Raw genomic sequence first — 13,752 nt, forward strand, 5'->3', positions numbered from 1 at the left:
ACCGACGCGCCGAAGTTAGCTGGACGACGGGAACAGCGTGCTCAGGGCAAGAACTGCTGTCCGCTGTAGCTGATCGCGGGTTTGGCCGCTGACTGCCTGGACTGCGATTCCGTCGGTAACGGTATGCACCAGCCGGGCGAAGTCCCCCGGGTCGCGGCCCGTCGGCAGATCAGTGGCCTGCTCAAGGCGTCGACGGAGGGCTGCCTCTCCTGCCATCCGCAGGCGGAGAGCCTGCTGACGTCCTGGTTCGCCGTCGGGGCCGCAAGCCTGTGCGCTGTTCACCGTGAGGCACCCGCACGGCGTGTGCGGTCCGGAGGTCAGTTCGACTGCCCCGAAGATCAAGCGCTCGACAACCTCTCGCACAGTGGGCGCTTCCAAAGCATCGGCGGCGTAGGCCGCCGGGCCAGCGACGTAGCGGTCAAGTGCTTTGGCGAAGAGCTCTTCCTTGTTGCCGAACGCGCCGTACACGCTGGGCCTGTTAATGCCCATGGCCGCAGTCAGGTCCGCCATGGACGTCCCCTCATAGCCCTGCCGCCAGAACACTTCGAGTGCCGCGTCAAGCGCCGTATCCGGGTCGAAGGCGCGTGGTCGTCCTCCGGGCATGCTGGTTCCTCCTCGGGTTTCTTACCAATCGGTACGTTACCCCTTGATCTCCCGGACCGCCGACACCTAGTTTTGTACCTCTAGGTAAGAAACCGAGGAGGACACATGATCAAAGTCGGAGTCGTCGGAGCCAGCGGCTGGGCCGCCGTCTCGCATCTGCCCGCTCTCGCCGGGCTGCCGGAATTCACCGTGACCGCGGTCGCCACGACCAATCAGGCCAGCGCGGACAAGGCAGCGGCCGCCCACGGAGTCCAGCTGGCCTTCGCCGACGCCGGTACGCTCGCCGCCCACCCCGACGTGGACCTGGTCGTCGTGTCCGTCAAGGCCGCGCAGCACGCGAAAGCGGTCAAGGCCGCCCTGGCCGCTGGAAAGCATGTGTTCTGCGAATGGCCGCTCGGCGTGAACGCCGCCGAAGCCGAAGAACTCGCCGAAGCGGCCGAGTCCGCAGGCGTCGTCCACGCTGTGAACCTGCAGGGACACCAGTCGCCGGACGCTCGGTTCGTCGCGGACCAGATCGCCGATGGCGCGATCGGCCGCCTCGAATCGGTCGCGCTGGTCGCCGCCGGCGACCCGCTGGGCGGCCGCCGTATCGCCCCGGAAATGGCCTGGTCCGCCGACCCGGCCGAAGGTACCTCACTGCTGACCATCATGGCCGGCCACTTCCTGGCCACACTGGAACGAGTGGCAGGCAACCTGATCGAGGTCTCTGCGAGACTGCCCCGGCCCTACGATCACGTCGAGCTCACCGGCACCGGCCGAACGGTACCCAACGCGGTACCCGCCCAGGTTCTGCTCCACGGCATCCTGGCCACCGGCGCCACCGCCTCGGCCGCTATACACGGAGGCAGCGGAAGCCCCGACGGATTCCTCATCAAACTCGTGGGCACCGATGGCACAGTGACAGTGACCCAGCCCCGGCCGGGCATCTACATGCACTGGACCGACTGGGACATCCACATCAACGGCCGGCGGGTCACGGTGCCCGACTCCTATCGCACAGCCCCGTTCGACCCGACCGCCGGACCGGTCGCCAACGTCGCGGCCGTCTACCAGGAAATCGCTCAGGCGATCGCCGAGAGACGCCAGCCCCATCCCGACTTCCATGCCGCCGCAGCTCACCAAAGAATGCTCGCCGCCATCGAGCGCGCCGCGGGGACCGGAGTCGCCCAGGCCATCGCATGAGGCGGCGTCAACAACCACCAAGAGCATCGACGGTTGTGTCAGCTATCGTGCGTGGCTGTGAGCGATCACTACGAAGTCGTTTTTCCTGCTTCTTGCTCGATGGGACGCCTGATCGGGTGCTCGATGTTCTGCGCTGGCATATGGGGCTCATCGACGACTGCCCCGGCGTTGATGAGTACAAGGAAATGACCGGACGTTTGCTGGCGGCGGACCCGAACACCAGGCTGCCCGGACCTGACCTGGCTGAGCTGCGCTTGCAGGACGATGGCTGGGGCCTGTTCACCCGGAGCCTCTGGCTGGACGACGAGATCGGCTGGATCGGCGAGCTGCTGGAGCTCGTCGCTCCCTATGCAGCACATGACGGGTACGGGGGCTACTTCCGGGACGTCAATGACGTCGAGCCCACGGCGTTCGGGTTCGCCGGCGGCGCATACGGGCTCACCCGCGGTTTCGGCAACGCCCCGCGCTGGCAGGGATGAGTCGCCAACCATCGGGGCACGTCTGTCGAGTCACGTCGCAACGCCAACGCGTGCTATTGGCACTGGTAACGGCCTGTTGGCGTGCGAAGGCACAAGACGGCTCGGCAGCCGATGCGCCTCTATGATTGCGCCGACGGTCAGGCTGCCAACCGGCTTCGAGTTTGGCTGCTTGGCGATGGGGACGTAGAGGACAGGACCGCGGGGATGGCGCTTCCTGTCCACGCCCGACGGCGGCCTCGCGGTTTGGCCTGGCTCAGAGGCCGACGAGAAGTGGCCGGGTGCAGGCGCGGAACCGTGAAGAGGGCTCGTGCAATGTCAGCCGGCCGAAGTTCGACCTGCTCGGAAGAGAATCGTGCCGACACCGTAGTCGTATCCGCGTGAAACGCGCGGTACGCCACGATCATCTAGGGTTTTGGCCCATGGGTGAGGATGCTCCGGGCCGGACGTTGCCCGAACACGAACTGGCCGCCACCGCCTCCAACATCGTTTACACGAACCGTTGGATGACCGTGCGTGAAGACAAGACGCTGCGGCACGACGGAACAGAGGGCATCTTCGGGATCGTGGACAAGCCCGACTTCGCACTCGTCATCCCCTATGCTGACGGCGGCTTCCACCTGGTCGAGCAGTACCGGTACGCCGTCAAAGGACGTTACTGGGAGTTTCCGCAAGGTTCGTGGGAGACCAAGCCTGACGCAGACCCGCTGGACGTCGCCCGCGGCGAACTCGCCGAGGAGACCGGGCTGCGCGCCGGCAACCTGAAGCGCCTCGGCCACCTGTTCGAGGCATATGGGTACTGCAACCAAGGCTTCCACGTAATCCTCGCCACCGACCTGACCGCTGGGGAGCCGGATCTCGAAGAATCCGAGGCCGGACTGATCAGCCGCTGGTTCCCCGAAGCACACCTCTGGGAACTGATCGCTGACGGACGGTTTAAAGACGCACCCTCGATCGCTGCCCTCGCCCTGTTTCAACAACACCGAGCCGCACAGACCGCATAGATCCACGCCGCCACGCGACAAAATCTCCGAGCAGGATGGAGGTGTCGGTCTCACAGGCTCACCGGCCGGTCACCAGAGTCCCAGAGCGGCTCGCGCTTCCTGTACCGGCGGCGTTGTCAGGCGTCCCATCTGACGTCCCATAGCCCTGCGCCGCAGGACATCGACGCGAATCCCCGCGAACGAGCGGTCGACAGCCGATAGCCTCAGCGGATGGCCGTCCGCTTGCACAGACTCACGTCACGACTGGGCGCCGAGCTCGACGAGCTGGCTCCCGTGCACCTCCAGGCGCTCTGCGACTTGGGAATGCCCGAAGACGTCGACCTCGATTTCAAGAGCGCAGACGCGTACACGACCACCGGTGCTGAAGGACTTGACGAACTGGCCAAGGACGTGACGGCACTGGCGAACGCCCGCGGCGGCCTGATCGTCGTCGGAATCGCCGAGGACAGCCAAGGGCGCGCCGACTCGCTCAGTGAAATCGCGGTGAGCGACAAGAAGATCGGGCAGATGTACAGCGGACTGCGTGCCCGAGTCGTGCCGTACCTCCCCGACGTCTGGATCAGCAATGTGGAGACGGCGAACGGTTCAGGCACGGGGTACCTTTTGATTGCCGTGCCCAGTAGCACCATCGCCCCGCACGCGGTGCGCATGACCAGCCGGCCGCAGTACTCATTTGCACGCCGGGTCGGCCGGACCACTGCCTGGCTGGAGGAATCCGAGATCGCCGCGCTCTACCGTGACCGCTTCCGCCTGGCAGTAGAGCACCGGGACAAGGTGCAGAATGTACTCCAGACCGGCTCGCAATGGGTACGGAGGATCGGTCCGACATCCACGAACCGAATCTGGCTGCAGATCGCCCTCGTTCCCTCCGCGCCAGCCGAGCGATTCATAGACCCGGCACATATCAATGGTCTGAGCACCTTCTTCAGGGAGCACTCGAAGCCCGGCGTCGCACCTCACCCGGCCCTCAACGGGTTCGCCAGGCAAACGCCACAGGTATTACGAGGTCGCCTCCGCCTGGAGCCACAAACGAGTTCTACGGCCATGGAGGCATACGCGGACGGCTGCGTCTACCTCCGTGCGGAGGTCGGATGGCCGCCCTCGTCTGGCGGTACCGCGCCGGTGCTCAACTTTACGTTCATGGAGTTCTGGCTACTGGCGCTGCTTCATGCAGCAGCGGCGTATGCCGACTGGGCGGGCGCATACGGCGACGTCGACATCCTTGCCGACCTATCCGGGCCGATCGTGATCATCCCCAGCGCAGCTCCTTTGGTCGGAAACTTCATGCCGCCCTTCAACAGCGATGCGAGACAGCGCACAGACACTGAGCCGGTCCATGCAACCTCCACGCTCGAAGCATTGGCCGCGGACGCCGCGCAGCTCCTGTCCTGCGCTCGCCGCATCGCATCTGATCTGGTCGCCGACTTCGGATGCGTCGAAACAACCATGCTCAAGCCCGACGGGCAGATCCTTTCAGGAAGGCTCGACCCGCAAGCAAAGGCGGCCATCGAGCACTGGATGCGCAACGCGGGTCTGCCCGTCGGTGAGTAGCTCTTGCCATTGACGTGAGGCGGCCGAGAGCTGTCTGCGGCTGTGTTGGATTGTCACCGCAAGCGTCGCGAGTTCGTGCCGGACCACCAGCACGGCGGTGCGGCACGATCTCGGACGGTTCGCACTAGTGCATCACCACCGCACCCTCGGTGGCGTTCTCGCCCTTCTTGGTGAGCAGGGCGATCAGCGCTCCCCCGATAGCAACAACGGCCGCGATCAGGAACGCGGCGGACATCCCGCTGATGAATGTCGAGTGAACGACCTCGGTGATGGTCGCCGCCGTCGGACCCGGGGTGCCCGGCGAGACCGCCGCGACGCCGACCGTGGTGGCGCTCTTGACCTCCACGAGCTGAGCCGGAGAGAGCGCGGGCAGGTGCGCAGCCGTCCACCGTGTCGGAAGCAGACTGCTGACCTTCGCGGACATGATCGCGCCGAGCACCGCGGTGCCGATCGTACCGCCGACCTGCATGGCGGTCGACTGCAGACCGCTGGCGACGCCGGCGAGTTCGACCTCCGCGTTGCCCACGATCACTTCGGTCGCGCCGACGATCACCGGGCTCAGGCCGAAGCCGAGCATGGCGAAGTAGACGATGGTCTCGTTCAAGCCGGACGTCATGGTGATCCGGGACAGACCGAACAGCGCGCCCGACGCCAACAGCATGCCGACCGCCATCGGGATACGCGGCCCGACCTTGGTGATGGCGAATCCGGACAGGGGCGAGCCGACGATCAGCATGCCGGTCAGCGGCAGCAGCCGAACACCGGTGCCGATGGCATCGAGGCCGTGCACGTTCTGCATGTAGAAGGTCATGAAGAACATCGCGCCGAACATGGCGAACATCAAGCAGAGCACCAGAACCGTTCCTGCCGACAACGAGATCGAGCGGAACAGGCGCAGCGGCAGCAGCGGCTCCTTCGCGGTGGCCTCGCGGGCTATGAACAGGATCAGGGCCACTCCGCTGCCGGTGAGGAACGCGATCTCCTTTCCGCTGCCCCAGCCGAAGTCCGGACCCTTGATCAGGGCCCAGACGAGCAGGAAGAGAAACCCGCTGAGGAGCGCGATGCCGGGGATGTCGAACGAGCGCCCCTGCGACGGCGGCGTCTCATTGAGCACCATCAGGCCCACGACCAGGGCGACGATGCCCACCGGGATGTTGATGTAGAAGCACGCCTCCCAGTTGATGTGCTGCACCAGCAGGCCGCCGACGATCGGTCCGGCCGCGGTGGACGCGCCGACCACGGCTCCCCAGACGCCGATGGCGCCGTTGAGCTTCTCGGCCGGGAACGTGTTGCGCAGCAGGGCCAGCGCAGTCGGCTGAAGCATCGCGCCGAACAGGCCTTGCAGGATCCGGAAGGTGATGACCATCGCGACGCTCTTGCCGAGCGAGCCGGACACGCCGACGCCGGCCGAGGTCGCCGCGAACCCGATGATTCCGATCAGGAAGACCTTCTTGTGCCCGAACCGGTCGCCGATCTTGCCGATCGTGATCAGCGAGACGGCTAGGGCGAGCAGGTAGCCGTTCGTCACCCACTGGATGTCCGCGAGCGAGGCATTGAGCTTGGTCTGGATGTCCGGATTGGCGACGGCGACGATCGTGCCGTCCAGCGCCACCATCATGGTCCCGAGCGCTGCCGCCAGCAACGCCCAGGTCGGACTGCCGCGCAGCCCTCGCAGCCCCCTGCTTCGGGTGGTCTCCGCGCTCTCGTCCACGGCCGGAGCCGCCTCTACTTCCTGACTCATCGCCATTCCCCTCGCGGTCCGTGTCTGCGCCGCCAAATTATGTCACTCGATGACACTTGTCAATCGAGGACATTTGACATCACATGACATACGGATAGGCTGGACGTATGCGCAAGCCGTCTGCAGCGACCATGGACCGGATCGACGCCATCGCGTCCGCAGGCACGGCAGACCGACGTGAGCGCAAGAAGAACCAGACGCGCGAGGCCCTGGTGTACGCGGCACTGGACCTGTTCGAGGCCAAGGGCTACGAGGAGACGACGGTCCGCGAGATCACGGACGCGGTCGACGTCGCCAGCCGTACGTTCTTCCGCTACTTCGCGAACAAGGACGACCTGGTGCTCGGCTTCGCCCGGGACTTCCAGGAGGGCTGGGTCCTCGAGCTGGGCACCCGTCCCGCGGACGAAGAGCCGTTGACCGCGCTGCGCAACGCGTTCGCCGCACGTTCCCGTGAGCTCATGAAAGAGCACCCGAACAGGCAAACCACGGACATCAGGGTCCTCAAACTCATCGAGAACACCCCGTCGCTGCTCGCCGCACAGCTGCGCAACAGCCATGAGCGGGCGGCCGACGTGATCAACGTGCTGGCCGCGCGTGAAGGCGTCGACCCCGACGCAGACCTCCGCCCGCACGTCGCGACAACGGTGTTCCTCAGCCTTGTGGCCTTGTCCGCCAAGCAACTGTCGGATGAGGACGCCACCTCTGAGGACGTACTCGCCGCTCTCGACAAGGCACTCGAGCACCTCCAGCCAGCCCTGGCCGGACACTGGGGACCGCCGGCCGGGACCTGACGAAGCGGCGGGATCCTCCTGCCTGCGTCCACAGGATCGGCGCTGGCAGACGGCGGTAGCCAGAGCCCTGACTGCCCTAAGTCGGATTCGACAACATGCCGGGATCTCCGCGTTGCGCGACGCGGAGATCGAGGTCTGGGCTGGTGTCCAAAGCGCCGAAGCCGCAGAGGCGTCGGCGCTCCAGCACTACCCGGCGAGTTCGCGCGGCGATTGGGCTGGGACGGCAGCGGCGGCCTTGAGCTTAGGTAGGTGCTGGTACAGCGTGGCCCGGCCGACGCCGAGCAGTTTGGCGATCGAGCCCATCGACCGGTCCGGCTCGGCGAGTAGCGCCAGCGTATGCGATCTTCTCGGGACTGAAGGCCGGCGGGCGTCCGAGGCGCTGGCCGCAGGCGCGGGCGGCGCCTAGTATGGCACCCATAGATCGTTGTCGGTGTGATCTCTGAGCTAGGCGGTGCGCGGCCCGCGCCAGGTAGGGTGCGCCGGATTCCGACCTCTTCCAGTTCGACCGCGTCACCGGTGTCGCTGCGCAGTCCCGACGGGATCGGGGCGTCGGTCTCGTGATCGACGTACTGCAGCTGTGGGCAGCCCCCGGCCACGATCGTCGGGCAGGATGGGCGTCATGGTAGAGATCAGCTTTCTGACCGAATCGGACCGCGCCTGCTGGGAAGTGCTGGCCCGTGGCAAAGACACCTACTTCGAGGTCGAACGCAGCGACGACGACTATGCACGGACCTGGCGACGCCTGCTCGACGACGAGCAGATACGCGGGATCGCCGCCTGGCTGGACGGCAAGATGGTCGGCTTCGCGCACTACCTGTATCACGCCAGTGTCTGGTACTCCGGGAAGTGCTATCTGGCGGACTTGTTCGTCGACCCGGATGTCCGCCGGCGGGGTGTCGCAACGGCAGTGATCGAGTGGGTGGCATGGGACGCCAAGGAGCACGGCTTCCCGAGCCTCTACTGGAACACGCTCGAAGACGCCCCAGCTCGCGCGTTGTACGACAAGGTGGGCAAGCATCACCAGGGGTTCATCCTCTACAGCTACCGGCGTAACGCAAACCAGAGCTCTACCCAGGGCTGAGCTGAGGGGCGACCAAGGTAGGGCGATCTCGACTGGAGCGACCACAGCCGGTGGAACCGCCCCGTGACCGTTCGAGCCGACCAGCGAACGAGCAGCTAAAGCGACAGGAGCGTTGCTGGTGTGACTGAAGTGGCTGGCCTTGTAGTAGCGGGCGCCGGTGGCCTTGGCCAGGCCGGTTGCTTTCTTGATCCGCCGCATGCCCATCCCGGCGGCCTTCAGCTCGTGGACCTCGGCGAACGTGCGTCTGATTCGCTGGGCGATCGCGATGTCGTCCACGCGCCGCTCGGCGGCGGCTGCGCCGAGTTGCTCAGGTCCGGGCCGTGCCGCCCACGCTTGCTGTGTTTCGGCCCACGCGTCCTCGGCGGCCTGGCGCAGGCAGCCGTGGTGCGCGGCGACGGTCTTCTTCACGTGTTCGCCAAGGTTCTTCCACAGGTGGAACCGGTCGGCGGCCTGGATCGCCTCGGGGGCTCCGCGCCGGGCGCCGTCTGCCTAGGCGCCGCCGCGGTCGCGGCACACGACCGTCACGCCAGGATGCGCTGCGAGCCAGTCGGCCAGGTAGTCGGCCTCGCGGCCCTTGAACATGTCGATCGGCCGGTGATCGGCCATGTCCAGCAGGATCGTGCCATCTACCCGTCCGCGCCGGACGGCGAAGTCGTCGACGCCCAGGACCTCAACGGAGCCGACCACCGGGCCCAGAAGCGACCGCACAGCGCGGATCAGCGTGTTCCGTCCGACGGTCAGCCCGATCACCGCCGCCAGCCGAGATGCCTGCCGACCGGCCAGCATCAGCCCCAGCTGCGTGAACAGCGTGCTCGCTGGCAGGCTCCGTCGAGCGTAACGTGAGGTCAGCCCCTCGATCTGCTCGATAAACGTGCGCGTTGGGCAGTGGCCGTCACAAAAGAACCGGCGGACCGTCAACTCCACCATGACCGGCTGCGCCCCTATTGGAAGATCGCCCAACTTCCGCTGATACCGGCTGTGGACCCGCCGCGACACAGTCGAACACGTCGGACACGCGGCGGTCTATCCGACCGCAACCGCACCGAGTATCAGGACCCCGTCACGACGATCCAGGTGCTCCACCTGCACCGGAGCCAGATGCGGCAGCAATACATCAAGGTTCTGGGAAGTCCACGACCGTCATGCTGACAGGGTTAGGGCTGGCATCACCAGCTCGATCACGGAATGTGGGCCAGATCCACTTACGACCGCCGCAAACAGCGAAGAGAAGCGCTCGTGCTCGATCACCGCAAGCTTCGACAACGATACCGCCCTGTTCTGGTCCGACTCTGGCGCCCGTGCCTCGGCGCTGTGCTCCAAGCAAGGCCGCGACGCGGCCACCAACGCCGCCGGCACCGCGGCCGCCGCCCGCGATGCGGTCAACCAGGCCTACACCGACCTCGGCAACCTGGCCCAGCAACTGACAGCCCTGGCCATACGCAGCTGAGGGTGGCTGTTTCCGGAGCGTTACCCGCGTTCCAATATGTGCTCGCCGGCTGTGCCGTCGGCGCAGGCAGCCACATTTCAACTTCACCTCGGTGACCGTGGGTGGCTCGTCCACAGGCGTTGATTGTGACCCGCCACCGCGTGAGGTTGCCGGTACCATCTCCAAGTCTCTCCCATTGGGGAGCCCTGGCACTGAGGGTGAGGTGCGCCCCCTCCCACGGGCTGGTGACAACAAGGGCGCAACCTCGCTGCCGATCGGTGGTCCGGACGGTATTCATAAGCCGTCGCAGTTGCGTGGCCCTCGGCTGGCGCAGAGCGTGCAGCAAGCAGCAAAAGATCGACCGCGTCGGCGAGTTCCCTGTCAAGCGGGCATGTCAAGACTCGATCGTGGGATCGGCGGCACAAAACGACACCCTTCAGCGCTCAACGCAGGGCCAATAGTCTGACAGCCGTGACGACCGCCCCCTCGCCAGCCGCAGCCGGATCACACGCCGTTCCTGCCCGCGGCGGTCACGCAGTACAGCACCGTTGATAACGGTTGGGCTATCGAGTCCGTCGGCAATGACGTAGGTTCCCGGCAAGCGTCACAGTAGGCGTATGGGACAAGAGCGCTTCGCCAGACACGATGTTGCAGTAGCGCGCGAGAAGGGCGACCGGCGAGCTGAGGCCCGCGCTCTGTTCGAGCTCGGCGTTATCCTGACCAGACTTGATCGGCCTTCTGAAGCAGAGTCCGTGTTCGACCAACTCGAACTGATCGGCGGCGAGATGGTCGATCCAGCCAGGTTGGTTGTCACTGTCGCTCAAGCGAAGGGCGATCGATATGCCGAGCTGAGCAGCCTTGCAGAGCTTGCAAGGGTTCTACGCTACGTCCGCCGTCATGGGGAAGCTGTTCACGTCGAAGGCCAGGCTCAGCAGTTGGCTCAGGAAGTTGCCGAACAGCGGAAGCGCGAACGTGTCGAGGCAGGCATCACGACTTCCGTTCAGGCCGTGGCCGCAGCACGCAAGCTTGGCAATCTGCAAGCTGAGGTTTGTGCGCTCGTCAACCTGAGTCACGCCCTTCGTGATGCCGGCCGTCAAGCGGAAGCAACACACGCGCAACAGCAAGCCCAACGAGTCAGCGTTGAGGTGGACACTAATGCGGCAAGGTTCGCGCACCAGCGCGGGGATTTGCCTGGGGAGTCGCTGGCGCTGTTGGCCCTCGGCAAGACCCTCATCGACTTCGGCCGATCAGCGCAGGCGGCAGTCGCAATTGACCAGGCCGAACAGATCGTCAGCCGTATTCTCGCGACCGTGCACCAGGAGCGTCACGACCACGCTTCGCCATGGCCATGGATTGCCGGTCCCAGCACGCTCGATGCCCTTGCAGACAGGCTGGCGGAAGTCAGGCGTACGGAAACATCAGCACGCGTTCGAGAATCGATTCCAGCTGGCCAAGCTATGGCTGACTCTGCAATAGACGAAGCTTTGAGAGCCGCCGCCCACGCGCGCGAAATCGGAGAGCACGACGGTGAAGCTCAAGCCATGATGATGCTCGCCAGAGCGTTCCGCGAGGTCGGCCGATACGACGAAGCTGCCGCCACCGACGGCGGGCCCGGGTTCAGCGGGCAACACCGTGCCTATTCCTTCGAAGAGGCACGCCGAGGAGACGATGGCGTCCGCGCCATGCGGCCTGACTCGCCAGAGGTCGAGATCATAGTCGGGTACGTTGTCGTGAAAACCCTCGGCCCTTTTCTCGAAGCGTTCGCAAAAAAGCTCGGCGAGCAGTTTGCGGAGACGCTCAGCCACGCTCTAAGCCGACTTCGACTCTTACTTAACCGTCGTACTAAACAGCGTGAATTGGATATATCAACCCGCGGCAGGATCACCCTGGTCCTGCCCAACCCGCTCCCGGACGAAGCGATGCTGGCTCTCCTCGATCTCGACGTGACTGATCCTGAACTTCAAGAAGCCAGGCTCTATTGGGACGAAGTGGCATCTAAATGGACACAAGCCAGACAAGAGGTCAAAGATCCAGACTCGGGCGATGGGTACCGAGCTATCCGGTGATCATCCCTTAGCCACTGATTCTCCTGGCGGTTGGGGGAATGTGGTGTGGGCTGGGTGGCCTGCTGGCGGGCTCTGCCAACCGGGGCGGGGCCGCAAGGGTGTGTAGTTGAGGGCTGGGTGTTCGGGTAGCCGATGACGCCGGCCCACGCACACCGTGCGTGGTCCCGGCCAGGAGTGCGTACATGGCGCCGGAAACGGCGCCGTCTCCGGCGATCGTGATCCCGGTCCGGGGCGGTATGGCAACGATGGCGCCGCGGGCGAGGCTTCCGCCAGGAACCAGCGGGCGCAGGAGGGGATGCAGTAGAATGCCGCCGCCGTTGGCGGGCTCGCGCCGCCGAGCATCGGAGGCCGTGCCGTTGTCGATGTGCTGGCGGCGCAGGCGCACGACAGTTGTGGCGTGGTCCGGGTCTGGCAGCGGGGCGCCCATCGTGCAAGATCAGGTGGTGGATGGGTACACGATGATCCTGGCCGACTGCACACGAATGTCGTGGCGAAGCCCATGGCGGTCGAGCACCCTACTGAGGGTCTGCTGCGGGCCCCACATCTTGAGGCCTTCGCCGCAAGCCGTGACTGTTCCGGCCTGCACGTCGATCGTGACGGTGACACCGAGGTTCATCCCGTACTCGGCTTCAAACCGAGCAACTTCGTGAGTGATGGCATCAGCGATCGGCTGGAGAGGTTCGGGGGTCACCCTCAGAACCTAATCGCACAGTCGTTCGACATCAAGGTGGAGGGTTGCCCCTCACCCGATCGGGTGATTTGCGCCTGGACTCCATACCTGGCACTTTGCCTCGATGATTGACGCCAAGAGAAAACGGTCAGGAATCGCGTCGCGGACCGGGACACAGCAGGTACCACCTGGTCATGCAGCCTGTCCCCCAAGCTGCCGATTCGGGGTCCGCTAGCTTGTGCCCTCTGCCAGCAGTTTCTGATGAACGTAGATCCCGAAGTCCCAGGGAACCCACTTGATCACCTGGTCTGGGTCGGCGCTGGGCGGGCTCTGCGGCCCTGCCATCCCGTGCCGTTCAAGAGTCTTGAGAATGGGGTATGCGACTGTGGTTCCGTTCGGAAAGAGCGACGCGATCTGGTAGTCCCCGACGCCGCCATGCCGAGTTCCACGTCTGACGAGCAGGTCAAGCACACGGATGTGCGCTGATTCGAGGTCCGCGACGGCCAGAAACATCAGCTCGATTTCGTCAAGGTGTTCCGGCTCGTCATCGTCGAATCCGAGGGCCAGTAGCCGGCCGAGAGCGCGCAGCTTCCGCTCCGATGCTGTGCGCTGCGCCTCGTCGATGGTCTGAGTCAGAAGATCTCCGAAACGTGGATCGGCGGTGCTGCGTTCGAAAAGCGCGGCGATGTCCTCGCCGCTTGCCTGAGTGAACTCCTTCTCGATGGTGCGAAGCTTCTTACGACGACGCTCGACCACGTCGTCGATATATTTTGTGAACGCCGGGCCCAAAAAGGGGATCAGACTAACTGCCAGCTTGACCTCCGGACTCAGCCGCTCCAGTCTCCCCGACTCTTTGGGCAGGACGTCTTCACTCACAGCCAAGCCTCCCGTCTAGAAATACCCTGGCCTCCAGGATGACATCAGAGCCCTCATTCCGCCGCCCCGACTGCCGTACAGACCGGATCGCCAACCACGCAAGAAATAGCAGCGAGCGGTCTGGTGCCAAGCAAGTTGGCCTATCGGTGCCGAGTATCTGTGCCGGGACACGATAGTTGTCACCAGGGGTAGGCCCTGAGCTGGTTGCCGTGTCCTTGCGGGACAGCGTGGTTGTCACCGATGGGCCAAGATTCTTGTCACCTGGTGCGAGTTGCCAGGCTTGTT

The 13,752-nt window shown here is 65.0% G+C and carries 12 protein-coding genes and 1 pseudogene; 7 read left to right on the plus strand and 6 right to left on the minus strand.

Annotated features, from left to right (window positions below; genetic code table 11):
• Nucleotides 1–15: 15 nt before the first annotated feature.
• On the minus strand, nt 16–603 hold the full coding sequence (locus tag GWK61_RS01215) for a TetR/AcrR family transcriptional regulator (RefSeq protein ID WP_194903945.1): 588 nt from the start codon (nt 601–603) through the stop codon (nt 16–18).
• A 105-nt stretch (nt 604–708) separates the two neighbouring features.
• Here GWK61_RS01215 and GWK61_RS01220 point away from each other — a divergent pair, with 105 nt between their 5' ends.
• The 4 genes from GWK61_RS01220 to GWK61_RS01235 all read left to right on the plus strand — a co-directional run bounded on the left by GWK61_RS01220 (nt 709) and on the right by GWK61_RS01235 (nt 4,816).
• Nucleotides 709–1,785: a Gfo/Idh/MocA family protein gene (locus tag GWK61_RS01220; protein WP_194903947.1), complete on the plus strand. Its 1,077-nt coding sequence runs from the start codon at nt 709–711 to the stop codon at nt 1,783–1,785.
• 116 nt (nt 1,786–1,901) lie between these two features.
• Nucleotides 1,902–2,264: a hypothetical protein gene (locus tag GWK61_RS01225; RefSeq protein WP_228561530.1), complete on the plus strand. Its 363-nt coding sequence runs from the start codon at nt 1,902–1,904 to the stop codon at nt 2,262–2,264.
• 278 nt (nt 2,265–2,542) lie between these two features.
• Nucleotides 2,543–3,265 carry an NUDIX domain-containing protein gene (locus tag GWK61_RS01230; RefSeq protein ID WP_323747360.1) on the plus strand — a complete coding sequence of 241 codons (723 nt, stop codon included), beginning with the start codon at nt 2,543–2,545 and terminating at the stop codon, nt 3,263–3,265.
• A 210-nt stretch (nt 3,266–3,475) separates the two neighbouring features.
• Complete coding sequence (locus GWK61_RS01235; RefSeq protein ID WP_194903948.1) at nt 3,476–4,816, plus strand: AlbA family DNA-binding domain-containing protein; 1,341 nt, start codon at nt 3,476–3,478, stop codon at nt 4,814–4,816.
• Nucleotides 4,817–4,940: 124 nt separating this feature from the next.
• On the opposite strand, the gene GWK61_RS01240 is transcribed toward GWK61_RS01235, so the two are convergent.
• Nucleotides 4,941–6,563, minus strand: a complete 1,623-nt coding sequence (locus tag GWK61_RS01240; protein WP_438939746.1) for an MFS transporter — start codon at nt 6,561–6,563, stop codon at nt 4,941–4,943.
• Between the two features lie 101 nt (nt 6,564–6,664).
• On the opposite strand from GWK61_RS01240, the gene GWK61_RS01245 reads away from it, so the two are divergent.
• Entirely contained in the window at nt 6,665–7,348 is a 684-nt protein-coding gene (locus GWK61_RS01245; protein ID WP_194903952.1) for a TetR/AcrR family transcriptional regulator, read from the plus strand.
• A gap of 186 nt (nt 7,349–7,534) precedes the next feature.
• Here GWK61_RS01245 and GWK61_RS61455 read toward each other — a convergent pair whose 3' ends face one another.
• A complete protein-coding gene (locus GWK61_RS61455; protein ID WP_438939747.1) occupies nt 7,535–7,651 on the minus strand; it encodes a hypothetical protein in 117 nt (38 codons plus the stop codon).
• A 316-nt stretch (nt 7,652–7,967) separates the two neighbouring features.
• On the opposite strand from GWK61_RS61455, the gene GWK61_RS01255 reads away from it, so the two are divergent.
• Nucleotides 7,968–8,429 (plus strand): GNAT family N-acetyltransferase, encoded by a 462-nt coding sequence (locus GWK61_RS01255; protein ID WP_228561531.1) that lies wholly within the window; start codon nt 7,968–7,970, stop codon nt 8,427–8,429.
• Between the two features lie 489 nt (nt 8,430–8,918).
• On the opposite strand, the pseudogene GWK61_RS01260 reads toward GWK61_RS01255, so the two are convergent.
• Nucleotides 8,919–9,437 (minus strand): annotated as a pseudogene (locus tag GWK61_RS01260) (transposase family protein); the annotation flags it as partial.
• A 1,035-nt stretch (nt 9,438–10,472) separates the two neighbouring features.
• Between GWK61_RS01260 and GWK61_RS01265 the strand changes: the two are divergent.
• A complete protein-coding gene (locus tag GWK61_RS01265) occupies nt 10,473–11,921 on the plus strand; it encodes a tetratricopeptide repeat protein (protein WP_194903957.1) in 1,449 nt (482 codons plus the stop codon).
• Nucleotides 11,922–12,357: 436 nt separating this feature from the next.
• Here GWK61_RS01265 and GWK61_RS01270 read toward each other — a convergent pair whose 3' ends face one another.
• A complete protein-coding gene (locus GWK61_RS01270) occupies nt 12,358–12,612 on the minus strand; it encodes a hypothetical protein (RefSeq protein WP_194903960.1) in 255 nt (84 codons plus the stop codon).
• Nucleotides 12,613–12,822: 210 nt separating this feature from the next.
• Nucleotides 12,823–13,467: a hypothetical protein gene (locus GWK61_RS01275; protein ID WP_194903962.1), complete on the minus strand. Its 645-nt coding sequence runs from the start codon at nt 13,465–13,467 to the stop codon at nt 12,823–12,825.
• Nucleotides 13,468–13,752 lie beyond the last annotated feature (285 nt).

It is taken from the genome of Catenulispora rubra (assembly GCF_015356825.1).
GTDB classification, from domain to species: Bacteria; Actinomycetota; Actinomycetes; order Streptomycetales; family Catenulisporaceae; genus Catenulispora; species Catenulispora rubra.